24 protein-coding genes and 1 tRNA gene are annotated in these 24,323 nt (G+C 67.0%); 12 read left to right on the forward strand and 13 right to left on the reverse strand.

Going from position 1 to position 24,323, the window contains the following annotated elements; translation table 11 throughout:
- Positions 1-2: 2 nt before the first annotated feature.
- The 6 genes from IB259_RS26340 to IB259_RS26365 all read left to right on the forward strand — a co-directional run bounded on the left by IB259_RS26340 (position 3) and on the right by IB259_RS26365 (position 5,824).
- Positions 3-710 carry a phosphoglycolate phosphatase gene (locus tag IB259_RS26340; protein WP_192330528.1) on the forward strand — a complete coding sequence of 236 codons (708 nt, stop codon included), beginning with the start codon at positions 3-5 and terminating at the stop codon, positions 708-710.
- A gap of 258 nt (positions 711-968) precedes the next feature.
- Complete coding sequence (gene trpE / locus IB259_RS26345; RefSeq protein ID WP_054455241.1) at positions 969-2,489, forward strand: anthranilate synthase component I; 1,521 nt, start codon at positions 969-971, stop codon at positions 2,487-2,489.
- 56 nt (positions 2,490-2,545) lie between these two features.
- Positions 2,546-3,112, forward strand: coding sequence for an aminodeoxychorismate/anthranilate synthase component II (locus IB259_RS26350; RefSeq protein WP_054455244.1), 567 nt, complete (start codon positions 2,546-2,548; stop codon positions 3,110-3,112).
- 12 nt (positions 3,113-3,124) lie between these two features.
- A complete protein-coding gene (gene trpD / locus IB259_RS26355; protein WP_054455246.1) occupies positions 3,125-4,156 on the forward strand; it encodes an anthranilate phosphoribosyltransferase in 1,032 nt (343 codons plus the stop codon).
- Complete coding sequence (trpC, locus tag IB259_RS26360) at positions 4,153-4,941, forward strand: indole-3-glycerol phosphate synthase TrpC (protein ID WP_054455247.1); 789 nt, start codon at positions 4,153-4,155, stop codon at positions 4,939-4,941. Before trpD ends, trpC begins: the two co-directional genes overlap by 4 nt.
- A 19-nt stretch (positions 4,942-4,960) precedes the next feature.
- Positions 4,961-5,824 carry a LysR family transcriptional regulator gene (locus IB259_RS26365; RefSeq protein ID WP_054455250.1) on the forward strand — a complete coding sequence of 288 codons (864 nt, stop codon included), beginning with the start codon at positions 4,961-4,963 and terminating at the stop codon, positions 5,822-5,824.
- 9 nt (positions 5,825-5,833) lie between these two features.
- On the opposite strand, the gene IB259_RS26370 is transcribed toward IB259_RS26365, so the two are convergent.
- The 8 genes from IB259_RS26370 to IB259_RS26405 form a co-directional block, all read right to left on the reverse strand.
- Positions 5,834-7,006 (reverse strand): thiolase, encoded by a 1,173-nt coding sequence (locus tag IB259_RS26370; protein ID WP_054455252.1) that lies wholly within the window; start codon positions 7,004-7,006, stop codon positions 5,834-5,836.
- Positions 7,003-7,389: a Zn-ribbon domain-containing OB-fold protein gene (locus tag IB259_RS26375; RefSeq protein WP_192330530.1), complete on the reverse strand. Its 387-nt coding sequence runs from the start codon at positions 7,387-7,389 to the stop codon at positions 7,003-7,005. The genes IB259_RS26370 and IB259_RS26375 overlap by 4 nt, the downstream gene beginning before the upstream one ends.
- Positions 7,386-8,630 (reverse strand): CaiB/BaiF CoA-transferase family protein, encoded by a 1,245-nt coding sequence (locus IB259_RS26380; RefSeq protein ID WP_054455256.1) that lies wholly within the window; start codon positions 8,628-8,630, stop codon positions 7,386-7,388. Before IB259_RS26380 ends, IB259_RS26375 begins: the two co-directional genes overlap by 4 nt.
- A gap of 35 nt (positions 8,631-8,665) precedes the next feature.
- Entirely contained in the window at positions 8,666-10,744 is a 2,079-nt protein-coding gene (locus tag IB259_RS26385; RefSeq protein ID WP_192330532.1) for a 3-hydroxyacyl-CoA dehydrogenase NAD-binding domain-containing protein, read from the reverse strand.
- Between the two features lie 37 nt (positions 10,745-10,781).
- On the reverse strand, positions 10,782-11,759 hold the full coding sequence (locus tag IB259_RS26390; protein WP_054455259.1) for a tripartite tricarboxylate transporter substrate binding protein: 978 nt from the start codon (positions 11,757-11,759) through the stop codon (positions 10,782-10,784).
- A 38-nt stretch (positions 11,760-11,797) separates the two neighbouring features.
- Positions 11,798-12,190: a MaoC family dehydratase gene (locus IB259_RS26395; RefSeq protein ID WP_119451209.1), complete on the reverse strand. Its 393-nt coding sequence runs from the start codon at positions 12,188-12,190 to the stop codon at positions 11,798-11,800.
- A 10-nt stretch (positions 12,191-12,200) separates the two neighbouring features.
- Complete coding sequence (locus tag IB259_RS26400; RefSeq protein WP_125473347.1) at positions 12,201-12,635, reverse strand: MaoC family dehydratase; 435 nt, start codon at positions 12,633-12,635, stop codon at positions 12,201-12,203.
- Positions 12,636-12,791: 156 nt separating this feature from the next.
- Positions 12,792-14,654, reverse strand: a complete 1,863-nt coding sequence (locus IB259_RS26405; RefSeq protein ID WP_192330534.1) for a sigma-54-dependent Fis family transcriptional regulator — start codon at positions 14,652-14,654, stop codon at positions 12,792-12,794.
- A gap of 305 nt (positions 14,655-14,959) precedes the next feature.
- Here IB259_RS26405 and adh point away from each other — a divergent pair, with 305 nt between their 5' ends.
- Together adh and IB259_RS26415 are read left to right on the forward strand one after the other, a co-directional pair.
- Positions 14,960-16,489: an aldehyde dehydrogenase gene (gene adh, locus IB259_RS26410; protein ID WP_054455268.1), complete on the forward strand. Its 1,530-nt coding sequence runs from the start codon at positions 14,960-14,962 to the stop codon at positions 16,487-16,489.
- 57 nt (positions 16,490-16,546) lie between these two features.
- Positions 16,547-16,924: a DUF779 domain-containing protein gene (locus IB259_RS26415; RefSeq protein WP_054455269.1), complete on the forward strand. Its 378-nt coding sequence runs from the start codon at positions 16,547-16,549 to the stop codon at positions 16,922-16,924.
- A gap of 30 nt (positions 16,925-16,954) precedes the next feature.
- On the opposite strand, the gene IB259_RS26420 is transcribed toward IB259_RS26415, so the two are convergent.
- Genes IB259_RS26420 through IB259_RS26430 form a run of 3 tightly spaced genes read right to left on the reverse strand, consistent with a single transcriptional unit; the run spans position 16,955 to position 18,050 of the window.
- Entirely contained in the window at positions 16,955-17,122 is a 168-nt protein-coding gene (locus tag IB259_RS26420) for a hypothetical protein (protein WP_166738452.1), read from the reverse strand.
- A 41-nt stretch (positions 17,123-17,163) separates the two neighbouring features.
- Entirely contained in the window at positions 17,164-17,817 is a 654-nt protein-coding gene (locus tag IB259_RS26425) for a 2-hydroxychromene-2-carboxylate isomerase (protein ID WP_054455273.1), read from the reverse strand.
- A 23-nt stretch (positions 17,818-17,840) separates the two neighbouring features.
- Positions 17,841-18,050, reverse strand: a complete 210-nt coding sequence (locus IB259_RS26430) for a DUF2917 domain-containing protein (protein WP_082401069.1) — start codon at positions 18,048-18,050, stop codon at positions 17,841-17,843.
- A gap of 171 nt (positions 18,051-18,221) precedes the next feature.
- On the opposite strand from IB259_RS26430, the gene IB259_RS26435 reads away from it, so the two are divergent.
- Positions 18,222-19,139, forward strand: a complete 918-nt coding sequence (locus IB259_RS26435) for a LysR substrate-binding domain-containing protein (protein WP_054455278.1) — start codon at positions 18,222-18,224, stop codon at positions 19,137-19,139.
- 93 nt (positions 19,140-19,232) lie between these two features.
- Positions 19,233-21,299 carry an LTA synthase family protein gene (locus IB259_RS26440; RefSeq protein ID WP_192330536.1) on the forward strand — a complete coding sequence of 689 codons (2,067 nt, stop codon included), beginning with the start codon at positions 19,233-19,235 and terminating at the stop codon, positions 21,297-21,299.
- Positions 21,300-21,321: 22 nt separating this feature from the next.
- Here the strand turns inward: IB259_RS26440 and selD are convergent, their stop codons facing one another.
- On the reverse strand, positions 21,322-22,386 hold the full coding sequence (gene selD / locus IB259_RS26445) for a selenide, water dikinase SelD (protein WP_192330538.1): 1,065 nt from the start codon (positions 22,384-22,386) through the stop codon (positions 21,322-21,324).
- A 139-nt stretch (positions 22,387-22,525) separates the two neighbouring features.
- Between selD and IB259_RS26450 the strand changes: the two genes are divergently transcribed.
- Together IB259_RS26450 and IB259_RS26455 are read left to right on the forward strand one after the other, a co-directional pair.
- On the forward strand, positions 22,526-23,626 hold the full coding sequence (locus IB259_RS26450; RefSeq protein WP_054455283.1) for a transglutaminase-like domain-containing protein: 1,101 nt from the start codon (positions 22,526-22,528) through the stop codon (positions 23,624-23,626).
- Between the two features lie 31 nt (positions 23,627-23,657).
- The gene (locus tag IB259_RS26455; protein WP_054455285.1) at positions 23,658-24,197 is read left to right on the forward strand and encodes a TlpA disulfide reductase family protein; all 540 of its coding nucleotides are present in this window, start codon (positions 23,658-23,660) and stop codon (positions 24,195-24,197) included.
- A gap of 16 nt (positions 24,198-24,213) precedes the next feature.
- Here IB259_RS26455 and IB259_RS26460 read toward each other — a convergent pair.
- Positions 24,214-24,309 (reverse strand) — tRNA-Sec (locus tag IB259_RS26460).
- Positions 24,310-24,323: the final 14 nt, after the last annotated feature.

Raw genomic sequence — 24,323 nt, forward strand, 5'->3', positions numbered from 1 at the left:
ACATGACCGCTTTTCGCGCCGCGCTGCTGGACCTGGACGGCACCCTGCTGGATTCGATTCCCGACCTGGCCTTCGCCGCCAACGCCATGCGCGTGGAGCTGGGCATGTCGCCGCTGCGCGAAGACGTGGTGGCCACCTTCGTGGGCAAGGGCGTGGACAACCTGGTGCGCCGCAGCCTGGCCGGCAGCCTGGACGCGGCCGCCCCCACCGCCGCCGAGTTCGATGTCGCCCGCGCCGCCTTCTATCGCCATTACCACCTGTCCAATGGCGAAAAAGTGCAGATCTACCCTGGCGTCATCGACGGCCTGAAGCTCATGCGCGAGCAAGGGCTGAAGCTGGCCGTCGTCACCAACAAGCCCACCGAATTCACCCTGCCGCTGCTGCAACGCACGGGCCTGGCGGGCTTTTTCGATGCCGTGGTCTGCGGCGACACCTGCGAGCGCCGCAAGCCCGATCCGGATCAGGTGGTGCATGCCTGCGACCTGCTCGGCGTCGCTCCGCACGAAGCCGTGACCATCGGCGATTCCGTCAATGACGCGCAGGCGGGCCGCAGCGCCGGCACCCAGGTCCTGGTCGTGCCTTACGGTTACAACGAAGGCCGGGACGTGCGCGAGCTGGATGTCGATGGTATAGTTGACACGCTAGTCGCCGCTGCCCAGTGGGTCGCGCTCTGGAATCAAAACCAGAACGCGGCAAAAACAGGCTCCTGAACAACGGCGGCTCACCGCGAATTCAATACTGAACAAAGCTCAATGAACGTTTCCATCCAGAACCAAATGCTCGGCGCCTCGTGGCGCTGGTGGCGTTTGTCTTCCGGGTGGCGATGATCCCTCCCGGCCCTGGACGCGTATGCCGCCTAGTGCCGTAGCTGTGTAAACACAGAGCCAAGCCCGGAACCAGTAACCTGGACCGGGCTTTTTTGTTGCGCGCCTGGTCCGATAGCAGATAAATCGCTCACGAGACCCGACATGACCGAAATCGAATTCAAGGCCCTCGCCGCACAAGGCTACAACCGCATCCCGCTGGTCGCCGAAACCTATGCCGACCTGGACACCCCGCTGGGCATCTACCTGAAGCTGGCGCACGCCGGCCCCCAGGGCGGACGCATGACCTGCCTGATGGAGTCGGTGGTGGGCGGCGAACGCTTCGGCCGTTATTCCTTCATCGGCCTGCCGGCCCGCACGGTGATCCGCGCCAGCGGCACCCGCACCGAGGTGCTGCACGACGGCAAGGTCGCCGAAACCCATGACGGCGATCCGCTGGCCTTCATCGAGCAATACCAGAGCCGCTTCAAGGTCGCCCTGCGTCCCGGCATGCCGCGCTTCTGCGGCGGCCTGGCGGGCTACTTCGGCTACGACACCGTGCGCCACATCGAGCCCTGCCTGGGCCCGGCGGTCAAGCCGTTCCCCGCCGGCATGGAAGGCGGCACGCCCGACCTGATGCTGATGCACGTGGACGAGCTGGTCATCGTCGACAACCTGGCCGGCCGCATCTACCTGATGGTCTACGCGGACCCGGGCCAGCCCGAGGCCTACAGCCGCGCCCAGCAGCGCCTGCACGACCTGCGCGCCCGACTGCGACGCCCGGTGGAAATTCCCTACAGCCACGCCAGCATGCAGACCGAAGAGCGGCGCGACTTCAAGAAGGAAGACTATCTGGCGGCCGTGCACCGCGCCAAGGAACACATCGCCGCCGGCGACCTGATGCAAGTGCAGATTGGCCAGGTCATCGCCAAGCCCTTCCGCGATTCCCCCCTCTCCCTCTACCGCGCCCTGCGGTCGCTCAATCCCTCCCCCTACATGTACTTCTGGAACTTCGGCGACTTCCAGGTGGTCGGCGCGTCGCCGGAAATCCTGGTGCGCCAGGAACGCGTGGTGGAAAACGGCGAACCCAAGTCGCAGATCACGATCCGTCCCCTGGCCGGCACCCGCAAGCGCGGCGGCACGCCCGAGGAAGACGCCGCCCTGGCCGCCGAACTGAAGGCCGATCCCAAGGAAGTGGCCGAACACGTGATGCTGATCGACCTGGCGCGCAACGACGTGGGCCGCGTGGCCCAGGTGGGCTCGGTCAAGGTCAGCGACACCATGGTGATCGAACGCTATTCGCACGTGATGCACCTGGTGTCCAACGTCACCGGCACGCTGAACCCGGGCATGAGCAGCATGGACGTGCTGCGCGCCTCCTTCCCCGCAGGCACCCTGACCGGCGCGCCCAAGGTCGAGGCCATGAAGATCATCGACGAACTGGAACCCGTGCGCCGCGGCATCTACGGCGGCGCGGCCGGCTACCTGAGCTACGGCGGCGAAATGGACGTGGCCATCGCCATCCGCACCGGCGTCATCAAGGACGGCACGCTGTACGTGCAGGCCGCCGCCGGCATCGTGGCCGATTCCAACCCTGAAGCCGAATGGGCCGAAACCGAAGCCAAGGCCCGCGCGGTGCTGCGCGCGGCGGAGCAGGTGCAGCACGGCCTGGACGAGCCCATCTGAGGCCCCGCCCCCACCGGACATATCCGGGCCGCCGGGCGGCCCCACAGGAGAATTAAATGCTGTTGATGATCGACAACTACGACTCTTTCACCTACAACCTGGTGCAATACTTCGGTGAACTGGGCGAAGACGTGCGCGTGGCGCGCAACGACCAGATCACGCTGGAAGAGATCGCCGCCATGAACCCGGACCGCATCTGCGTGTCGCCCGGCCCCTGCTCGCCGGCCGAGGCAGGCATCTCGGTGCCCGTGATCCAGGCCTTCGCGGGCAAGAAACCCATCCTGGGCGTGTGCCTGGGCCATCAGGCCATCGGCGCAGCCTACGGCGGCGACATCGTGCGCGCGCAGCAGATCATGCACGGCAAGACCGTGCAGATCTCGCACACGGGCACGGACATCTTCACCGGTCTGCCCACCCCGTACACCGTGATTCGTTACAACTCGCTGACCATAGACCCCGCCACCCTGCCCGACTGCCTGGCCGTGACCGCGACCGCGCCGGACGGCGACATCATGGGCGTGCGCCACAAGACCCTGCCGCTATACGGAGTACAGTTCCATCCCGAGTCGGTGCTCAGCGAGCACGGCCATGCCCTGCTCCGCAATTTCCTGAACCTCGCCTAAGAAGGACGCATCGTGACTATTTCCCCCGCCGAAGCGCTGACGCGCTGCATTGAACACCGCGAAATCTTCCACGACGAAATGCTGCATCTCATGCGCATGCTGATGCGCGGCGAAATGTCGCCGCAGATCGCAAGCGCCTTGCTGATGGGCCTGCGCGTGAAGAAAGAGACCATAGGCGAAATCACCGCCGCCGCGCAGGTCATGCGCGAATTCGCCACGCCCGTGGTCACGCCCAACCCCGCCGACCTGCTGGACATGTGCGGCACCGGCGGCGACGGCAGCCATACCTTCAACATTTCCACCACCGCCATGTTCGTGGCGGCGGCGGCCGGCGTGCCGATCGCCAAGCACGGCAACCGCAGCGCCTCGTCGTCCAGCGGCAGCGCCGACGTGCTGGAAGCCCTGGGCGCCAACCTGGTGCTGACGCCCGAACAGGTGGCCGAGTGCATCCAGGCCACCGGCATCGGCTTCATGTTCGCGCCCGCCCACCATGGCGCCATGAAGAACGTGGCCGCCGTGCGCAAGGAACTGGCCGTGCGCACCATTTTCAACATCCTGGGCCCGCTGACCAATCCGGCCGGCGCCGCCAACCAGTTGATGGGCGTGTTCCACCCCGACCTGGTCGGCATCCAGGTGCGCGTGCTGGAACGCCTGGGTTCGCGCCACGTGCTGGTGGTGCACGGCAAGGACGGCATGGACGAGGCCTCGCTGGGCGGCGCCACCCTGGTCGGGGAACTCAAGGACGGAAAGGTCCTCGAATATGAGATCCATCCCGAGGACTACGGGCTATCCATGATGTCCAACCGCAGCATCAAGGTGTCCAATCGCGAACAATCGCGCGAGCTTGTCATCGAGGCGCTCGAAAATGTCGAGGGCACCGCCCGCGACATCGTCGCGCTCAATGCGGGACTCGCCATTTATGCTGGCAATAAGGCCGATTCCATTCCCGAGGCATTGGCTCTAGCATTTGAACTTATCTCCACCGGCGCGGCGCGAGCCAAGCTGGAAGAATTCTGCGCATATACCCGGAAATTCCTGAAATGAACGATATTCTCGCGAAGATCCTCGCCGTCAAGGCCGAGGAAGTCGCCGCCGCTCGCCAGATGCGCAGCGAAGCCGAAGTCCTGCGCGAAGCGCAGGCGCGGCAGGACGTGCGTGGCTTTGCCCAAGCCATCGAAGACAAGATCTCGCAAGGCAAGCCCGGCGTCATCGCCGAAATCAAGAAGGCCTCGCCGTCCAAGGGCGTGCTGCGCGACCCTTTCAATCCCCCGGAAATCGCCGCCACCTATGCGGTGCACGGCGCGGCCTGCCTGTCGGTGCTGACCGACGTGCAGTTCTTCCAGGGCTCCCACGACCATCTGCGCCAGGCGCGCGCGGCCTGCTCGCTGCCGGTGCTGCGCAAGGACTTCGTGATCGATCCCTACCAGATCATCGCCGCGCGCGCCATGGGCGCGGACTGCGTGCTGCTGATCGTGGCCGCGCTCAGCCCGGCGCAACTGCGCGACTATGAAACGCTGGCGATGGAACTGGGCATGGACGTGCTCGTGGAAGTGCACGACGCCAAGGAACTGGACGTCGCGCTGACCATGAAGACGCCGCTGCTCGGCATCAACAACCGCAACCTGCGCACCTTCGAGACCAGCCTGTCGAACACCCTGGACCTGCTGCCCCGGATTCCCGCGGGCAAGCGCGTCGTAACCGAAAGCGGCATCCTCAAGCCGGAAGACGTGCAGCTGATGCGCCAGCACAAGGTCGACGCCTTCCTGGTGGGCGAAGCCTTCATGCGCGCCAAGGATCCGGGCGCGGAACTTGCGCGCCTGATGGGCTGACCGGCCGGCCCGGGAGCCCATGGACACCACCTTCCTGCTCAATTTCATCCAGGTCATCGAGCAGGGTTCGATCGCCGAGGTTGCGCGCAAGAACGGCCTGACACCGGCGGCGGTCAATCAGCGCATCAAGAAGGTCGAGGACGAACTGGGTTTCAAGCTGGTGGTGCGTTCCGGCCGCACCGTCAAACCCACGGTCGAAGGCGCGCAGATCCTGGCGCAGGCCAAGCACGTCATGGAAGAGGTGCGCAACCTGAAGGCCGCGTCCCAGGGGCCGGTGGTGTTCGGCCACCTGACCCTGGGCGCGTTCGATTCGGCCATGACCACGCTGATGCCCACGCTGCTGGCGCGTCTCATCGACCGGCATCCCAATCTCGAAATCAGCCTGGTCAAGGGCTATTCCGTCAATCTCTACAGCAAGATCTGCGACGGAGAGATGGACGCGGCACTGATACTGCAGCCGCAGTTCCAGATGCCCAAGAACCTGGAATGGCGCCGGGTGCGTGACGAGCCGCTGGTGGTGCTGGCGCCGGCCTCGCTCGCCGAGACCGACCCGCACCAGCTGCTGCGCGCCAATCCGCTGATCTGCTATGACCGCAAGCTGTGGGGCGGGCAGCTCGCCGCCAACTACTTCCGCCAGCACAGCATACGGCCCAAGATACGCATCGAAACCGCTTCCATCGAGGTCATCGCGCTGCTGGTAGGCCAGGGACTGGGCGTGTCCCTGGTGCCGGACGGCGCAGGCGAACTGCGCCCGGACTCCGGGCTGCGCAAGATCCCCCTGCCGGACGACGAGCACTTCCGCAGCGTCGGCCTGCTATGGAACCGGCAATCGGTCCGCGCCGCCCTGATCGAGGAAATCTACGAGATCGCGCGGGCCGCCTGAGACGGGGCCTCAGCAGGTTCCCTCGGCGCCCAGGATGACCGTGGACTGGCTGGACAGCGTGCCGCCGTTGCCGTGCGCCAGGGCCAGGCGCGCATCCCGGACCTGGCGCTCGCCCGCCTGGCCGCGCAACTGGCGCACCGCTTCGATCACCAGGAACACCCCGTACATGCCCGGATGGACGCAGGACAACCCGCCCCCGTTTGTGTTCACCGGCAGCCTGCCACCCGGCGCAATGCCGCCGCCGCGCACGAAGGCCCCGCCCTCGCCCTTGGCGCAGAATCCCAGGTCTTCGAGGAACAGGATGGTGTTGATGGTGAAGGCGTCGTATAGCTGCGCCACGTCGATGTCGGCTGGACGATAGCCGGCCATTTCGAACGCCAGCGCGCCCGACTGGCGCGCCGCGGTGGTGGTCAGGCTCTCCATCGCGGATATCTGGCGGTTCCATACGGCGGTCGCGCTGCCCAGGATGTAGGCGGGAGGCTGTGGCAGATCCCGGGCGCGGTCGGCCCGCGTCATCACGAAGGCGCCCGCGCCATCCGTCACCAGGCAGCAATCGCGGACAGTCAGCGGATCCGATACCCGGCGCGCGCTCAGCACCTCATCAATTGATAGTGGATCGCGCGAATATGCTTCGGGATTGAGTTGCGCCCAGCGGCGCGCCGCCACCGCAACTTCGGCCAAATCCTCGCGCCGGGTGCCAAACTCGTGCATGTGGCGCCTGGCGGCCAGCGCGTAGGCGCTGGGCGGATTCAAAGGTTCATACGGCATTTCGTAAGGCTGAGGGTCCAGCGCCTTGCGCGTGGCCGCAATCGCCGAGCGTCCGACGGCAGCGGTCTTCTGCGCGCTGCCGTAGCAGACCAGCACGGCATTGCACTGCCCCGAATCCAGCGCATGGGCCGCGGCCAGGATGTAGGACATGAAGCTGGAGCCGCCCAGGCAGGTTCCATCGATGTAGGTGGGGCGGATGCCCAGGGTCTCGATGACGGACATAGGCCACATGCTGGCCGCCACGCTGGAGGTCGCGATGCCGTCGATGTCGCGCATCTGCAAGCCCGCATCCCGCACCGCCGCATGGGCGGCCCGCACCAGCAGCTCCATGTCCGTGTAGCCCGGCGCCTGGCCGAGGCCGAAGTGGCCAACGCCGGCGATGACCGTCTTACCCCGCAATTGCCGGTAGTTCATTGCTGCGCCTCCTCGAACAACACGGCGGCGGCGCCGTCGCGTTCGCCGATTACGGCCCTTACGGCCATGCCGATGCGCACCTGGTCAGGCGGCATGCCCACGACGTTGGACATCATCCGCACGCCCTCCTCCAGATCGAGCAGCGAAACGTTGTAGTCGCCGCCGGCCTCGGGCTTGCGCGCGACAGTGGTGCAACTGTAGACAATGGCCCGACCCGTCGGTGCGACCCAGGTCAGCGCCTCGCTGCCGCAATGTGGGCAGATTTCGCGCGGCTGGAACACGTGCCGCGCGCAATCGGCGCAGCGCTGGATCAGGAAGCGGCCCTGCGCCAGGTGGTCGAAGTACTGCTTCTGGGTGCCTGCATTGGCGGCTGTGCTGTTCATCGCGATTCTCCCTGGCTTGCGGGCTGCTGCAGCGCCGCGATTTCAGTGTCGCTGCATCCGAGCCTGGCGCTCAGGACGCTCTGCGTATCGGCTCCCAGCAAGGGAGCCGCGTTGCGGTAGGCGACCGGGCTTTCCGAGAAACGCATCGGACTGCGGACCTGCGGCACGCTTCCGCAGACTGGGTGCGGCAACGAGAATTTCAGGCCGCGGGCGCGCACCTGCGGATCCTCATGAACCTGGGCGATGTCGTTGATCACGCCTACCGGCACGCCTGCGGCATCCAGCAGGCCGACCCATTCGTCGCGGCCTCGCGTGAGAAAAAGCCGCTCGAGTTCGGGAATGAGCACGCCCTTGGCGAGCACGCGCCCGGTATTGGTCAGGTAGCGCTCATCTTCAGCCAGATCGGGCCGGCCCGCCGCGGCGCAGAATTTCTGGAACTGACCGTCGTTGCCAACGCCCAGCACCACATGCCCATCCGCCGCCTCGAACACCTGATAAGGGGCCAGGTTGACATGCGCGTTGCCTTCACGGCGGGGCACCTCGCCCGACAGAAAGTAGTTGAAGTTCTGCACGCCCAACGCCGCCACCTGGCAATCCAGCATGGAGATATCGATCTGTTGGCCCAGGCCGCTGCGGCCGCGCTCATGCAGCGCCGCGAGGATGGCGCTGGTGGCGTACATGCCCGCCATCAGGTCGGCGGCGGCGTTGCCGGCCTTCTGCGGACCGCCGCCAGGCAGCGCGTCCTTTTCCCCAGTGATGCTCATCAGACCGCCCAGCGCCTGGATCACGAAGTCATAACCGGGCTTTTCCGCGTAGGGACCGTCCTGGCCGAAACCCGTGATGGAGCAATAGATGAGCCTCGGGTTCAGCTCCCGCAGGCTGGCGTAGTCCAGGCCGTACTTGCGCAGGCCGCCTACCTTGAAATTCTCGACGAAGATGTCGCATCCGGCTGCCAGCCGGCGCACCGCTTCCGCGCCGGCCTGGGTTGCGATGTCCAGGGCCAACGACTTCTTGTTGCGGTTGGCGGCCAGGTAATACGCCGACTCCTGCGTGCGCCGGCCTTCGGCGTCCATCAGATTGGGCGGCCCCCAGCCGCGGGTGTCGTCGCCCGATAGCGGGCGTTCGATCTTCAGTACTTCGGCGCCCAGGTCGGCCAGGTTCTGCGTGCACCAGGGACCCGCCATGATGCGGGTCATGTCCAGCACGGTGATGCCGCTAAGCGGAGGTTCTCTGTTAGACATAGGATGTGTGTACGTGGATAACGGAAGGGAAAGCCTCAGCGAGGGTAAAAGCCGCCGCCGTCGCGCGCCTGGGCGAGCAGCAGCGGCGCGGGCGTCCAGTACTGCTCGCCTGCCAGGCTGGCGTAATGGCGGATGCGCTCGCAGAGGCGCGCCGCGCCGATCTGGTCCGCATGGAACATCGGGCCGCCGCGGAACCGCGGAAAGCCGTAGCCGTTGAGCCAGATGGTGTCGATGTCCTCCGGCCGGCTGGCGACGCCCTCCTCCAGGATCAGCGCCCCCTCGTTGATCATGGCGTAGAGGCAGCGCTCCAGGATCTCTCCGTCGGAAATCTCGCGCCGCCTGATGCCGCGCCGTTCCGCGTTGCGCACGATCAGTTCGGAAATGGCCGGATCCACCGACCGTTTGCGCTGCGCATCATAGGTATAGAACCCTGCGCCGGTCTTCTGCCCCAGCCGTCCCTCCGCGACGATCTCGTCCAGGATGTTGCAGGCCACCTCGCGTGGGCTCAAACGGTCCAGCCGGCTTTGGCGGTTGCGCCAGGCCACGTCCAGGCCCGCCAGGTCGTTCAGCTGGAACTGTCCCATCGGAAAGCCGAACTCGCACAGCACGCGGTCGACCTGCTCGGGCAACGCGCCTTCCTCCAGCATGAAGTAACACTCGCGGGTGCGTCGCGCCAGCATGCGGTTGCCGACGAAACCATCGGACACCCCCACCATCACCGCCACCTTACCCAGGCGCTTGCCCAAGGCCTGGATCGTGGCCAGCGCGCGCGGCGAACTGCGCGCGCCGCGCACGTTTTCCAGCAGCTTCATGATGTGGGCAGGGCTGAAGAAATGCATGCCGACGACGTTCTCCGGGCGGCGCAGGTCCGCCGCCAACGCATCGATGTCCAGGAACGAGGTGTTGGTGGCGATCAGCGCATCCGGCCGCAGGTTCTCTTCGATGCTGGCCAGTACCTGCCGCTTGACGCCCATGTCCTCGAAGACGGCCTCCACCACAAGGTCGCAGTCGCACAGCGGCTCGTATTGCTGCGTCGGCGTCAGCGCGCCGTTCCGCGCACGCTGCGTGGCTTCGGTGATGCGGCCCTTCGCCACATCGTTGCTATAGGTCTTGCCTATGGTCTCGACGCTGGACGCCAGCACCTTTTCGTTCTGCTCGACCAGCACGACGGGGATGCCCGCATTCAGAAAGCACATGGCGATGCCCGTGCCCATGGTGCCGGCGCCGACCACGCCGGCCTTGCGCACCGGCGCCGCGTCCTCGGCGGGCAGGCCGGCGGGCTTGGTCGCGATGCGCTCGGCGAAGAACGCGTGGCGCAAGGCTTGCGCCTGCGGCGACGCCACCAGTTCCCGGAAGCGCTCGCGGCCATAGACCACGCTGTCCTCGAAACTCGAAGCGACGCTGCGCATGGCCACGTCGACGCAAGCCTGCGGCGCCAACTGGCCTCGATGGCTGACCTGGAACCTGGCGCGTGCGGCCTCGAACAACTGAGGTTCGCAGGCCGGAACCGGCAATTCCCGCGTGCGCCGCGCGCCCTGGCCCTCCGCCAGCAAGCGCTGGGCGTACGCAATGGCGGCGGCCCGGACATCCTCCTGTGCTAACGCGTCCGCCAAACCGGCTTCCAGCGCCTCGGCCGCGTCTATTGGTTTGCCGCCCGCAGCCATGTCCAGCGCCTTCTCGACGCCCGCCAGGCGCAGCAGCCGAGGAATACCGCCCGCCCCGGGGATGATACCCAGGGTGGACTCGGGCAGGCCCAGGCGGGCTCGCGCATCCACCACCCGGTAGTGGCAGCCCATGGCCAGTTCCAGCCCCCCGCCCAGCGCGGAACCGTGGATCGCCGCGACCACCGGCTTGGCGCTGGATTCGATGGCGTGTATCACCTGCGACAGGTGCGGGTCCAGCGGCGGCTTGCCGAACTCCTTGATATCGGCCCCGGCCACGAAGGTAGCGCCGGCGCAGGCAATGACGATGGCCCGGGTATCGTCATCGCCTGCCGCCTGCTCCATGGCATGCAGCAGGCCGGCGCGCACCGCCTGGGACGTGGCATTGACCGGAGGGTTGTCGATGACGATGACGCGGATGTTTCCGCTAAGCGTGGAAGTTACGGCTTGCATGGTTGTCCTGGAGTGATGGCGGCCTCGCCGCCGGTGTTCAGCGCGATGCCTGCAGCGGCACCTTGGCCGTCTTGATGACCTGGGCCCACTTGTCCTTTTCCTGGCTGATGTAACGCCCGAAGCCCTCGGGCGTATCGGTCTGCGGCTCCATACCCTGTTGCCGCAGCCATTGCGTGAAGTCGGGCTTGTCCACCATCTCGCGCAGCGCCGCGTTGAGTTGCGCGACGATCGGCTGCGGCGTGCCGGCGGGCGCGAGCAGTCCATACCAGCCTGCCGCCTGGAATCCCGGATAGCCGGATTCGGCCACGGTTGGCACCTCGGGCAGCGACTGGATGCGCTGCGCGGTTTCGACCGCGAGAGGCACCAATTGCCCCGACTGGATCAGCGGCACCAGCGTGATCGCGTTGTCGCTGACCGCGGAGATCAGGCCCGACTGCACGTCGACCAGCGCCGCCGAACTGCCCTTGTAAGGCACGTGCAGCATGTCCACGCCCGCAGTCGACTTGAGCAGTTCCATTGACAGATGCTGCGTCGATCCGGTGCCGGCCGACCCGAAGGTCAGCTTGCCAGGATCCTTCTTAGCCAGGGCCAGGAATTCACCCAGGGACTTCGGTCCGAGCTTGGGACTGACGGCAATGACCAGGGGCGAGACCGCCACGATGGTGATGGGCGCGAAGTCCTTGACCGGGTCATAGGGCAGTTGCTGGTACAGCGAAGGATTGATGGACATCGCGCCCGAGAAGGTCATGCCCAGGGTGTAGCCGTCGGCGGGCGCCTTGGCGATGGCGGACATGCCCACGATGGCGGCCGCGCCGGGCTTGTTCTCGATGACCACGGGCTGGCCGAATTTCTCCGTCAATCCACGGCCTATCATGCGCGCCAGCGTATCGGCGGCGCCGCCGGCCGCGGCCGGCACGATCATGCGGATAGGCTTGTCGGGATACGGCGCGGCCCAGGCGGCCGTCGCGGCCATGGCCGCGCAAGAGAGGGCAAGGCTCTGCAGGATGCGTTTCAAGATTGTCTCCTTATGCTTGTTATGTGTTGCGGCCGGGTTCAGCCGCGGCGGCGGGTGATGGTTCCCACCTGGACCTTCTTTCCGTCAGCCAGGGTGCAGGCGTAGGCCAGCTCCAGCCATCCGGGTTCGCTGCGGGTCACTTCGAATGCAACGTCCACGGCCTCCCCCGGCCGCGTGAACGCCACGAACTTCGCCTCGATCTCACTGCCGTCGAGCCACGTATCGCCAAGCAGATCGGCGGCCATGTCGAGAACTGGCGCCATCACCAGCGCCCCCTGCACGATGACTCCGCCGAAAACGCTGTTGCGCGCATATTCGGGATCGGTGTGCGTCCTGCCGGTGGTACCGTGCAGCGCGCCGAAGCGGTTGATGTCTTCCTGTTCCGCGCCGCGCGCGACGCTACGGAACTTGTCGCCTACCTTGAATTCCATGCCGGCCTCCTCAGTTGGGCCAAACCAGGCTGCGCTCCGTCACCAGAGCGACGCGCGCGTTTTCCAGCTTGCGGACGGTGATCTCCAGCACCACGAAACGCTTGTCGTTCTTCAGGTACTTGTCCTTCACCAGCACGCTGGCCTCCAGCTCCTCTCCTGGATACACGGGCGCCAGCAGACGGACTTTCTCGCGGGCGTGCAGCACGCCAGTCGGCCAGGCAAAGGCCGCGTGCTGCGGTTGAAAGCTGCCGACCAGCACCGGATGCACGCTGCGCACGGGCGCGCCGCCTTGCGCCAATACGGCGCGGCCGCTGCCGTCGAGGACCGGAGTGTGTTCGAAGGTGCCGATGAAAGCGTCGCTGTCTGCGGCGCCGATGCTGTAGCGGCTGGGAGGAAAGAGACGGCCTATTTCGAAGTCGTCGTAGAACAGCTCGTTGCTTGCCATGTCATCACCTGGGTTGAAGGGGATGCGGGCATCGTAAGCAGTTCTTCCCGTGTGCTGGGATAGTTAACCTATCTTCAAAAGATAGTTTTTGTGCACGCCTTGCGTACACGTGGCAAACACCGGCGCAGCGCCGCGCGCAAGGAACGGAAAATTCCGCTAGACCGGACGCGGCAGGCGGCGATAAAGCGTGCTGCGGTGTACGCCCAGCGCGCGCGCTGCGCGGCTGACATTGCCGCCGTGGGCGGCCAGGGCGTCGCGGATCGCGGCGTCCGTCATGGCTTGCAGATTGGTCGGATCATCGACGCCCGCAGCGGGCGGCGGCGGTGCAGCGCCGCGGATATCGGCAGGCAGCATGTCGGCCTCGACGACACCGGCAGGTCCCGCCAGCACGTGCAGCGTGCGCAGCACGGCCACCAGTTGCCGGTAATTGCCGGGCCAGGCGTACGCAACCAGGGTTGCTTCGATGTCGGGCGGCAGGACCGGCCCCGCGCCTTGCGCCGCCCACAGGCCGCGCAGCAGTTCCAGGCGGTCGGCGCGCGCGCGCAGCGGTTCCAGCGTGACGGTGTATTCGGCGATGCGGAAATACAGGTCCGGGCGCACCGGCGCATCGGGCCCTTCATGGGCCAGCGGCCGGTGCGTCGCGCATACCAGCGCAAAGTCCACGGCCACCGGCCTCGCCGCGCCCAACGGCGAGACTTCGCGCGTCTGCAGCACACGTAGCAGGCGCGATTGCAGCATCAGCGGCATGTCGCCGATCTCGTCCAGGAACAGCACGCCGCCGTGCGCCTGGCGCAGCAGCCCTTTGCTGCCCTGGCGCCGCGCGCCGGTGAAGGCGCCGTCTTCGTAGCCGAAAAGTTCGGATTCGATCAGGCTCTCAGGCAACGCTGCGCAGTTCACCGCCACGAACGGCCCGCAGGCGCGCTTGCTGCGCGCATGCAGCTGACGCGCGAACACTTCCTTGCCGACGCCGGTTTCGCCTTGCAGCAGAATCGACACACCCGCATCCGACAAGTGCACGGCGCGCGCCAGCGCGCCCAGGGTTGGGGCATCGAAACTCGGCGCAGCGGGGCGCGAGCCGGCCGCTGGCGGCAGTGACGGCAGTGACGGCGCCTGCGGGGCGCGCGAGCGCGGCCAGCGCAAGCGCGCGTGGTACACGACGCCCGAACGCGCCTGCACCCGGCCCGCCGCGTCGGGGCAGCGTTCCATGTCGCCGTCGAACACGTCGCCGTAGCGGTACACGCCCAGAGCCGTGGGCGCCAGGCCGAGCGCCTGCAAGGCGCGGCGGTTGGCGCCGATCAGCAGGTCGCCCTGGAAGGCCAGCAGGCCCTCGCCGGGCGCGCCCAGTCCGGAGCGATCCACATGCAGCCGCAGCACGGCGTGCTGCTCGTAGGCTTGTTCGAACAAGCGGTGCTCGATCAGGTCGACGGCGGCGCGCACCAGTTCCAGCACGTCGGGCCGCAGGTCGCGCGCCGGGCTGGACAGGTCCAGCACGCCCAGCGTGCGGCCCTCGCTGTCGGTAATGGGGACAGCAGCGCAGGTCAGGATGCGGTTGGGTTCGAAATAGTGTTCCGCCCCGTGCACGGCGATGGGCCGGCCTTCCACCAGGGCGGTGCCGATGGCATTGGTGCCTGCCGCCGCTTCGTCCCAAGGCGCGCCGGGCATCAATGCCACGCGCGAGGCGCGCTGGGCGAAACCGGTGTCGCCGTCGGAATCCAGCACCAGGCCCTGGGCATCGGACAGGATCACCAGGCCGCCGCTGCCGCCAGCCTGGCGGCGCAGCATGGACATGGCGGGTTCGGACAGCCGGCGCAGCGCCTCGTTGCGCTGCTGGGCCTCGCGCAGCTCGCCCTGGGTCATGAGTTCGGCGCGGCGCACGCCGCGCATGTCGAAGCCCAGGTCGGCGCAGCGCCGCCAAGACCGCAGGATGGGCTCGGCGACCACGCCGCCGGGCACCGCGCCTTGCTGGTTGAACAGCAGGCGCGCTTGCGTCAGCGCATGCTGACGGGATTGAGTGGCCATGCATGTCTCCTGGGACAGGCGTTCTGCGACACCTGTTCCGCGACGATGTCGCAAAAAGCGACAGGGAAGGCCCCCACGCCGCACCCGCTACGCGGGCTTGCTGCCCCCCAAGGGGACTGGCCCGCCTTGGGACGGCCCGGCGGCGGGCCGGCCCTCGAGGGGCTCTACTGCATATTGCCCGTTCTGAAACCTACTTTCGCATGCAAGCCGCAGGCTGTCCAGCGGGGAAGCACCGACTGGCACGCTCCTTGCTTGATACGGGACAGGCAGCCGACTGCCGCACCCCCACAATACCGGAGACAAGCATGGACATCGCGACCCGCATCACCCCCGACTCCTACGGCACCCGCCTGGACCTGAAAACCCAGTACGACAATTTCATCGACGGCAAATGGCAGAAGCCCGCCGACGGCGAATACTTCGACAACGTCACGCCGGTCACGGGCCAGGTGCTGACGCGCAATGCCCGCTCCAAGGAACGCGACATTGAACTGGCGCTGGACGCCGCGCACCGCGCCGCGCCCAAATGGGGAGCGACCCCGGCCGCGCAGCGCGCCCGCATGCTGATGCAGATCGCCGATGTAATGGAGGCGAACCTGGAACGCCTGGCCACGGCCGAAACCTGGGACAACGGCAAGCCCATCCGCGAAGCGCGCGCCGCCGACATTCCGCTGGCAATCGACCACTTCCGCTATTTCGCTTCCTGCATCCGCAGCCAGGAAGGCTCGCTGTCCGAGATCGACCACGACACGGTCGCCTATCACTTCAACGAACCGCTGGGCGTGGTCGGCCAGATCATTCCTTGGAACTTCCCCATCCTGATGGCGGCATGGAAGCTGGCGCCGGCCCTGGCCGCAGGCAACTGCGTGGTGCTCAAGCCCGCCGAGCAGACGCCGCTGGGCATTCTGCTGCTGATGGAACTGATCGGCGACATCCTGCCGCCCGGCGTGGTGAACGTGGTCACGGGCTTCGGCCTGGAAGCCGGCAAGCCGCTGGCGTCCAACAAGCGCATCGCCAAGATCGCCTTCACCGGCGAAACCACCACCGGCCGGCTCATCATGCAGTACGCCTCGCAGAACATCATCCCGGTCACGCTGGAACTGGGCGGCAAGTCGCCCAACATCTTCTTTGCCGACGTGGCCGCGCAGGACGATGACTTCCTCGACAAGGCGGTCGAGGGCTTCGTCATGTTCGCGCTGAACCAGGGCGAGGTCTGCACCTGCCCCAGCCGCGCGCTGATCCAGGAATCCCTGTACGACAAGTTCATGGAACGTGCGCTCAAGCGCGTGGCCGAGATCAAGCAAGGCAATCCGCTGGACGCGGACACCATGCTGGGCGCGCAGGCATCCACCGAGCAGCTGGAGAAGATCCTGTCGTACCTGGACATCGGCAAGCAGGAAGGCGCCGACGTGCTGGCCGGCGGCTCGCGCGCGCAGATGCAGGGCGCGCTGGAAGGCGGCTATTACGTGCAGCCCACGGTGTTCAAGGGCCACAACAAGATGCGCGTGTTCCAGGAGGAAATCTTCGGGCCGGTGGTGGCCGTGACGACCTTCAAGGATGCCGACGATGCGCTGGCCCTGGCCAACGACACGCTCTACGGCCTGGGCGCGGGCGTGTGGTCGCGTGACGCCAACACCTGCTATCGCATGGGCCGCGCGATCAAGGCCGGCCGCGTGTGGACCAACTGCTATCACGCCTATCCGGCGCATGCGGCGTTTGGCGGCTACAAGCAATCGGGCATCGGACGCGAGAACCACAAGATGATGCTCAACCACTATCAGCAGACCAAGAACCTGCTGGTGAGCTACTCGCCGAAGAAGCTGGGTTTCTTCTGACCCCGCCATGGCCTGGCGCCGGGCCGCGAGGCCCGGCGCGCCTCAAAGGAGCCTGACATGGCAGAGCAAACGCCGCGCGTGGTCGCCACCGACGAGGCGCGCAGCCTGATCGAGACCCTGCGGGCCAAGCATGGCCCGCTGATGTTCCACCAGTCCGGCGGCTGCTGCGACGGCAGTTCGCCCATGTGCTACGCCCAGGGCGAATTCATGGTGGGCGGTTCGGACGTGCTGCTCGGCGAACTGGAAGGCTGCCCGTTCTACATGGGCGAGGACCAGTTCGCGTACTGGGAGCACACCCAGCTCATCATCGACGCCGTGCCCGGCCGGGGCGGCGCGTTTTCGCTGGACAGCGCGGAAGGCAAGCGCTTCCTGCTGCGTTCGCGGCTGTACTCGGACGAGGAGTGGGCGCGGGTGGCGCCCGTCAGCAAGGGCTGACTGGCCCCTGCCGGCGTTTGGCGCGGGGCCCTAGCGGCCCCGCGAGCCGCCTTGCGGACTGCCCTTGTCCGGCATGCCGACTGCTGCGGCCTGTTTCCACTGGAACGACACGCGCCGGATGCGCGCGGCCCGGAATTGCGTGAACGAACGGCCGCCCGGCATGGGCGCGCCGCGATAGGCACTGCTGGCGTTTTTCATTGCTGAAGTTGGGTTGACGAAAAAACTTGTTTGGGCGGCGCTCAGGCGCGCGTGGCCGATGCATTCCAGGCGCTGGCGGGCGCCTCGCGGCGGGTCCATTCCAGCGCGTCTTCCAGGCGGTCGTTGCCCCAGAACATCTCTCCGTCCACAAAGAACGTGGGTGCCCCGAACAGCCCCAGGTTGCGGGCACGGTCGACCTGGCGGCGCAGCGCCTCCTTGGCGGCTTCGGACTTGCCGCGGGCGATCAGCGCCGCGGCGTCCAGCCCCAGGTCCGTCAGCAGCCCGTGCACCACGTCCTCGGACTGGATGTCCAGGTCGTGCTGGAAATTGGCGCGGAACACCGCCACGCAGAAATCGCGGCCCCAGGGCTCGTCCTGCCCCAGCAGCGCGATGCGGGCGGGCAGCACGCTCATGCGCGGAAACAGGCGGGGACGGTTGTAGACCAGCCCGTACTTTTCGGCCAGGCGGGCGATGTCGCGCATCATGTAGGCGCCCTTGCCCGGAAACAGCCGGAAAGGCGTGTCGTTCCAGCCTTGGGCCTGGAAGATAGGACCCAGCAGGAAAGGGCGCAGATCGACCCGCACCCCGGCCTCTTGTGCCAGGGCGTCGATGCGTTCGATGGCCAGATAGCTGTACGGGCTGGCGAAATCGAACCACATCTCGATGCGGGGCGTATCGGGCAGGGACGCGGTCATGACTGGAGCTCCGGGGCAAGCTGCTACGAAATTAGCGCGACCTGCGCATCCGGCAGGCCGCTGAGAACGACATCGCGATCGCTGCCGACGGTGATGGAATCCCCGGCTTGAAGCACGCTGTCATCGAAGCGCCGGTACTCGGAAAGCCACAAGGTGCCGGCGTGACACACGATGCGGACGCCCGAGGCGTGCTTGAGCAGCATAGTCGAGCCGCCGGCCAAACGGAATGACATTCCCGCAGTGCAACATACCTGGATCATGGCGTACCCCTGGGCCGCGGCGGCGGCGATCGCGGCGGATTGCCGGGCTTTGCGCCCTTACACCCGTCGTCTGAGTCCTATTGAACGCCCTGGAGGTACTATTGCTCAAGCGACATTTCCGTCCGATACGCATGAGTTTTACGAATGCCATATCCGCTGGCCAAACTCCCGCCGCTTGATCTGGTCCGAGGCTTCGTGGCCGTGGGCCGCCGCATGAGCATCACGCTGGCCGCGCAGGATCTGCATGTGACCCAGTCGGCCGTGAGCCGCCAGATCCGGGCGCTGGAGGCCCACCTGGGCGTGGCCCTGCTGGTGCGCGGATTCCGCAGCGTGTCGTTCACCTCCGAGGGCGCGCAGCTGTTCCGAATGGCCGACGTGTGGCTGAGCCAGCTGGGCGACCTGACCGAGCAGCTGCGCGCACCCGAGCGCCGCACGCCCGTTACCGTCACCACGACCATCGGGGTGGCCTCGCTGTGGCTGTTGCCTCGTCTGGGGGACTTCCAGGCGGCGCATCCGCACATCGACGTGCGCGTGGCGGCCGACAACCGGCTGATCGACATCGACCGCGAAAGCGTGGACATCGCCATTCGCTACAGCCTGCGCGATGGCGTGCCAGACAGCGCGGCCTGGCTGTTCGGCGAGGCGGTGGTGCCGGTGGCCCACCCCTCGCTCAAGGCCCGCCTGCTGGATGCCGAGGAACTGCAACGCCATGTGCTGCTGGAATTCGACGACCCGACGCGCCCCTGGCTGCAATGGTCGGAATGGCTGAATGCGCGCGGCCTTGCCCGGGTGCCCGCCCGGGGCATGCTGCGCTTCAACCAGTATGACCAGATCGTGCACGCGGCGCTGGCGGGCCACGGCATCGCGCTGGGCCGGCTGGCGCTGATCGCGCCGATGCTGGCGGACAAACGGCTGGAGGCCGTCGGCGGCCAGGCCGCCAGCGCCACCGAGCACGCCTATTGGCTGGTGCGCAATACACGCCGCGCCACGCCGGACGCCGAGGTCGTCACGCGTTGGCTGATCGAACAGGCCGAAGCCACCGCGCGCGACCTGACCGTGTAGGCGCCGCGCCGCTACAAAATCCATACAGATCTTCATAACTTGGGATGGCTGCTCCGGTAGATTGCGGCGCTGGTCCGTAACCCTGCTCCCAAGATGTTGATTAGGCTTTTCCGTCCGGCGTTCGGGTGGCAAGACTGGTTCGTCAATTTTCAACGATCCTTTCTGGTCCTGCTGGCCCCCTGGCTGATCAGCGTCCTGGCGCAAAGCGCCGGGCGCGGCTACCTGCTGCTGCGCTATGCCGCGCCGGGGACCTATGACGCGTTGCCGCAGGACGTGCGGCGCACCCTGGCGACAGGGCTGCTGTTCGACATCAAGGTCGCCAGCATCGCCTGTTCGGCGCTGCTGCTGCTGTCCATGGCAGCGGCGGCCAGACCCGGCCTGCAACGGCGCTGGCAGCGCCATCTGCCGGGGCTGGGCGCAGCCATGGCGACGCTGTTCGCGGCCATCACGATCATCAGCGTCTTCTACTTCGCCACATTTTCCCGTTCGATCGACATCTTCGTGTTCGGGCTGGTGGACGACGACACCCAGGCCATCCTGATGACCCTGTGGCATGGCTACCCGCTGGCGCAGGCTGGCCTGCTGCTGGCGGCGGTGCTGGCGGGAACCTGGTGGCTCGGCCGCCGTTGGCGTGGCTGGGTGCAAGGCATGCTGTTCAAGCGCCGCGCGTTCATCCCCAGCCTGTTGCGGTTTGCGCTGATCATAGGCGTCACCGTGCTGGCCTGCAGAGGATCGCTGGGCAAGTTTCCGCTCAACAAGGACGACACCAGCATCTCGTCGCTGCGCCTGCTCAACGACATCGCGCCCAATGGCGTCTCGGCCTTTTCCTGGGCCCTGTCCGACCGCGGCAACGACAAGCGCTTCGAACCCGTCACCTTGCGAGAGGGGCGCCAGCTCTATGAGCGCTTCCTGGGCTGGCCGGATGTTGGCCTGCGGCCCTTCATGGCCGCAACCGGGCCCAATCCGGCGGCTGCGGCGCGGCCTCCGCACGTGGTGCTGCAGGTCATGGAGAGCATGGGGACACACCTGAACTCGTATGACCGTCCGGGGCGCGACGTGCTCGGCGCGCTGCGTCCGCACTGGAGCGAGGACTGGGTGTTCGAGCGCTTCGTGGCCGAAGGCAACGGCACCATCGAATCATTGAGCCTCCTGCTGGTGCGTAGCCCCATTGCGGCCGTCGGCCAATCGTCGGCGGTGGACACGCCATTCGCCAGCAATGCCTTCACGCCCTTTTTGCAGCGCGGCTACCGGGTCGTCTTCGTTACGTCCGGCGCCGCCACATGGCGCAACCTCGACGTCTTCGCCACCAAGCTGGGCGCAAATGAATTCGTGGACCAGCAGACCCTCAAGGTGCGCTATCCCCAAGCACGGACCGGAACCTGGGGCGTACCGGACGAGTACATGTTCCGCTATATCGAAGAACGGCTGGCGCAAGGCACTCAGGACAGCCAGCCGCTCTTCATCATCGCCTTGTCCACCACTCACCATCCGCCGTTCATCGTGCCCGACGGCGGGCAGCGCGGCGGCCTGCCCCTGGACGATGTGGCCAGCCTGCCCTACTTCAAGACCTGGGATGCGCTGGCTGCCGCATTCGACACGCTGCGTTACGCCAACGATCAGCTGGGTCGCTTCCTGACGCGCCTGAAGTCATCGGACTATGCGTCCCGGACCATCGTCGCCGTGACCGGCGACCACAACATCCTGGGTATCGATTATCAGGACCCGAAGGACGCGGCGCTGGCGCGCGCGGTGCCGTTCTACCTGTACGTGCCGCCGGCCTACCGGGCGCAGGCGCGCTACGACCCGGCGCGCGTGGGCAGCCACAAGGACATTCTGCCCACGCTGTATCACCTGAGCCTGCCGCAAACAGCCTACTTCCGCAGTGGCTGCGACCTGCTGGCCGCCCAGCCCGATCCGGCCTGGTGCTTCGGCTTCAACAGCAAGCACGTGCTGCTGACCGATGAAGGCGTATTCCGGCCGGGCAAACCCGGCCGCATCCTGCCCTGGGCAGGTCCATCAGGGCTGGCGCTGGAGGAAGAGCAGGACGCGACGGCGGAACAATGGGCGGAGCAGGTTCGCCTGAACGCCTACACGGAGCTGCTGCACTGGCAGATCAACTACCAGGTGCAGGAATTGGGCCGCGCCGGCCAGGCGCGCTAGCGCCCAGGCCAGCCAGGGGCCTTCAGTCGACGCGCACTTCCGGCTCGCCCGCCCGCATGTCGCCGATGATGGCCGACTGCTCGAAGCCGTGCTGGCGGAACAGGTCCAGCACGGCCTGCGCGGCGTCCGGCGAGCAGGCCACCAGCAGTCCGCCGGCGGTCTGCGGATCGGTCAACAAGGCCCGCTCCGTGTCGCTCACGCCCTCGCCCAGGCGCACGGACGCGCCATAGGAAGCCCAATTGCGGCCGGACGCGCCGGTGATGACGCCGTCCGCGGCAAAGGCCTGCACGCCGGGCAGCCAGGGCAGCGCATCGCGCCGCACATGCGCCGTCAGCTGCGCGCCGCGCGCCATTTCCAGCGTATGTCCCAACAGGCCGAAGCCCGTCACGTCAGTGATGGCGTGCACGCCTTCCATGGCGGCCAGCGCAGGCCCCGGCCGGTTCAGACGCGTGGTCTCGGTGATCATGGCGCGGTAGCCGGCGTCGTCCAGCCGGTTCTTCTTCAGCGCGGCCGACAGGATGCCCACGCCCAATGCCTTGCCCAGGATCAGCACGTCGCCAGCGCGCGCGTCGGCATTGCGCTTGATGCGGCCGGGATGCACCAGGCCCATCGCCGCCAGGCCGTAAATGGGTTCGACGGAGTCGATGCTGTGGCCGCCGGCCACCGGAATGCCGGCGTCCTTGCAGACCGATTCGCCGCCGCGCAGGATGTCGGCAATGACGCTATGCGGCAGCACGTTGATCGGCATGCCCACGATGGCCAGCGCCATGATGGGCGTGCCGCCCATCGCGTAGACGTCCGACAGCGCATTGGTCGCGGCGATGCGGCCGAAGTCGTAGGGGTCGTCGACGATGGGCATGAAGAAATCGGTGGTGGCGATGAGCGCCTGCTCGTCGTTCAGCCGGTAGACCGCCGCGTCGTCGGCCGTCTCGGTGCCCACCAGCAGATCAGGGTAGCTGACCGCCGGGCCGAAGCGCTTGAGCAACTCGGACAGCACGCCGGGTGCGATCTTGCAGCCACAGCCGCCGCCGTGCGAAAGCGAAGTCAATCGCGGCACCGCCGCGCTGGCAACATCCTGGGTGGTCATCTGAATCTCCATAGGTCAGTGGAAAAGGATAGCACCGCCCCCGGGATTGGCCCTATGATGATCCGGCAGCACGCAGCAACGGACGGCCGCCCGGCCCCGGGCGCACCGACAGCCAATCTTCACCGTGAGTGAGGGCTATATGGATCGCCGACATTTCCTCCGTTTCTCGGGCGCCCTGTGCGCCGCCAGCGCGGCCCTGCCCAGGGCGGCGCACGCGGGACTCGCCCCTGTCAGCGCCGGATGGCGCGCCTTCGAACTGACCACCGACATCACCGTGCAGGATCCGGGCGCGCATGCGCGCATCTGGATCCCGGTACCCTACGCCACTGACACCACCTACCAGCGCGGCGCGCAGAGCGCCTGGCAGGTCAGCGGCGGCGGCGTGGCCCAACTGACCCAGGCGCCCGGCTACGGCGTGCAGATGCTGGCCGTGCAATGGCCGGACGCGCAGGCGCCGCGCCAGGTCACGGTCACCAGCCGCTTCCAGACCCGCAACCGGCGCGTGGACCTGAGCCAGCCGCCCGCGGCCGACGTCCCACGTGAAAGCGCGGCCGCGCTACGCGAATTCCTCCAGCCTACCGCGCTGCTGCCCACCGACGGCATCGTCAAGAGCACCGCCGACCGCATCACCCGCGGCCACCGCGGCGATCTGGCGCAGGCCCGCGCCATCTACGAATGGGTGGTCGAGAACACCTGCAGAACCGCGTCCACCCGCGGCTGCGGCGTGGGCGACGTGCGCTACATGCTCACGGCCAATGATCTGAACGGCAAGTGCGCCGACATCAACTCCCTGTTTGTCGCACTGGCCCGCGCCGCCGGCATACCGGCCCGCGATGCCTATGGCCTGCGGGTGGCGGACTCCGAGTTCGGCTACAAAAGCCTGGGCAAGGCGGGCGACGTCACCAAGGCGCAGCATTGCCGCGCCGAGTTCTATGCCGCGGGCTACGGCTGGGTGCCGGTGGACCCTGCCGATGTGCGCAAGGTCATGCTGGAAGAGCCGCCCGGCGAACTGCCGCTGACCGATGCCAAGGTTCGCGCCGCGCGCGTCATGCTGTTCGGCGCCTGGGAGATGAACTGGGTGGCATACAACCACGGCCACGACGTGGTCCTGCCGGGCGCTGCCCACGGTCCCGTGCCTTTCCTGATGTATCCCAACGGCGAAACCTCGGACGGCCGGCTGGACAGCCTGGATCCCGCCAGCTTCAGCTACAAGCTCAGCGCCAGGCCGCTTTCCCTCTGAGTCCGCCTGCTGCCCACCCACGGGGACCGCCATGATCAGCCGCCGTCTACTCCTGCAGTCCGGCCTGTCGCTGGCGGCCCTGCCCTGGTATGCCCGGGCCGCCAGCGACGATGCGCTCAAGAAGGCCACCGGCCCGGACTGGGCGCCCTGGACCGCATCCACGCCGCCGCTGGCCCTGCCCGATCTGGCCGGCCGCGAAAAGAAGCTCGCCGCCTGGCGCGGCAACGTGATCATCGTCAGCTTCTGGGCCACCTCGTGCGACCCTTGCCGCGATGAAATCCCCATCATGTCCGCCATGGCCAAACGTCACCGCGAAGAAGGCCTGCGCCTGGTGGCCGTGAACGTCGGCGATTCGGCGGCCAGGATCAACGCCTTTCTGGCGAAATGGCCGGTCGCGGGTACCGTGCTGCACGACAGGAACAGCACGGCGTCAAAGCAATGGGATGCAGTCGGCCTGCCCGCAAACTATCTGGTGGACCGCGGCGGATCCGTCCGATATTGGCATCTGGGACAACTGGACTGGAAATCGGACCGGGTAGGCGGCGTGGTGACAGGGATGCTGCGGGCTTAGCGCGCCGCGCAAGGGATGGCGGAAGGCAGCAGGAGTCGAACCTACCTGGGAACGTCTGACGCCCCCAACTGGGTTTGAAGCCCAGCCGTGCCACCGGGCACGAATGCCTTCCACGGTGGCCGCCCA

This window comes from Achromobacter sp. ACM04, assembly GCF_014851465.1.
GTDB lineage: Bacteria > Pseudomonadota > Gammaproteobacteria > Burkholderiales > Burkholderiaceae_B > Achromobacter > Achromobacter aegrifaciens.

Bases quoted from the DNA above. Each gene is read 5' to 3' on its own strand.
- IB259_RS26340 (WP_192330528.1), top strand. From the start codon at position 3: ATGACCGCTTTTCGCGCCGCGCTGCTGGACCTGGACGGCACCCTGCTG.
- trpE (WP_054455241.1), top strand. From the start codon at position 969: ATGACCGAAATCGAATTCAAGGCCCTCGCCGCACAAGGCTACAACCGC.
- IB259_RS26350 (WP_054455244.1), top strand. From the start codon at position 2,546: ATGCTGTTGATGATCGACAACTACGACTCTTTCACCTACAACCTGGTG.
- trpC (WP_054455247.1), top strand. From the start codon at position 4,153: ATGAACGATATTCTCGCGAAGATCCTCGCCGTCAAGGCCGAGGAAGTC.
- IB259_RS26365 (WP_054455250.1), top strand. From the start codon at position 4,961: ATGGACACCACCTTCCTGCTCAATTTCATCCAGGTCATCGAGCAGGGT.
- IB259_RS26370 (WP_054455252.1), bottom strand. From the start codon at position 7,006: ATGAACTACCGGCAATTGCGGGGTAAGACGGTCATCGCCGGCGTTGGC.
- IB259_RS26375 (WP_192330530.1), bottom strand. From the start codon at position 7,389: ATGAACAGCACAGCCGCCAATGCAGGCACCCAGAAGCAGTACTTCGAC.
- IB259_RS26380 (WP_054455256.1), bottom strand. From the start codon at position 8,630: ATGTCTAACAGAGAACCTCCGCTTAGCGGCATCACCGTGCTGGACATG.
- IB259_RS26385 (WP_192330532.1), bottom strand. From the start codon at position 10,744: ATGCAAGCCGTAACTTCCACGCTTAGCGGAAACATCCGCGTCATCGTC.
- IB259_RS26395 (WP_119451209.1), bottom strand. From the start codon at position 12,190: ATGGAATTCAAGGTAGGCGACAAGTTCCGTAGCGTCGCGCGCGGCGCG.
- IB259_RS26400 (WP_125473347.1), bottom strand. From the start codon at position 12,635: ATGGCAAGCAACGAGCTGTTCTACGACGACTTCGAAATAGGCCGTCTC.
- IB259_RS26405 (WP_192330534.1), bottom strand. From the start codon at position 14,654: ATGGCCACTCAATCCCGTCAGCATGCGCTGACGCAAGCGCGCCTGCTG.
- adh (WP_054455268.1), top strand. From the start codon at position 14,960: ATGGACATCGCGACCCGCATCACCCCCGACTCCTACGGCACCCGCCTG.
- IB259_RS26415 (WP_054455269.1), top strand. From the start codon at position 16,547: ATGGCAGAGCAAACGCCGCGCGTGGTCGCCACCGACGAGGCGCGCAGC.
- IB259_RS26420 (WP_166738452.1), bottom strand. From the start codon at position 17,122: ATGAAAAACGCCAGCAGTGCCTATCGCGGCGCGCCCATGCCGGGCGGC.
- IB259_RS26425 (WP_054455273.1), bottom strand. From the start codon at position 17,817: ATGACCGCGTCCCTGCCCGATACGCCCCGCATCGAGATGTGGTTCGAT.
- IB259_RS26430 (WP_082401069.1), bottom strand. From the start codon at position 18,050: ATGTCATTCCGTTTGGCCGGCGGCTCGACTATGCTGCTCAAGCACGCC.
- IB259_RS26435 (WP_054455278.1), top strand. From the start codon at position 18,222: ATGCCATATCCGCTGGCCAAACTCCCGCCGCTTGATCTGGTCCGAGGC.
- IB259_RS26440 (WP_192330536.1), top strand. From the start codon at position 19,233: ATGTTGATTAGGCTTTTCCGTCCGGCGTTCGGGTGGCAAGACTGGTTC.
- selD (WP_192330538.1), bottom strand. From the start codon at position 22,386: ATGACCACCCAGGATGTTGCCAGCGCGGCGGTGCCGCGATTGACTTCG.
- IB259_RS26450 (WP_054455283.1), top strand. From the start codon at position 22,526: ATGGATCGCCGACATTTCCTCCGTTTCTCGGGCGCCCTGTGCGCCGCC.
- IB259_RS26455 (WP_054455285.1), top strand. From the start codon at position 23,658: ATGATCAGCCGCCGTCTACTCCTGCAGTCCGGCCTGTCGCTGGCGGCC.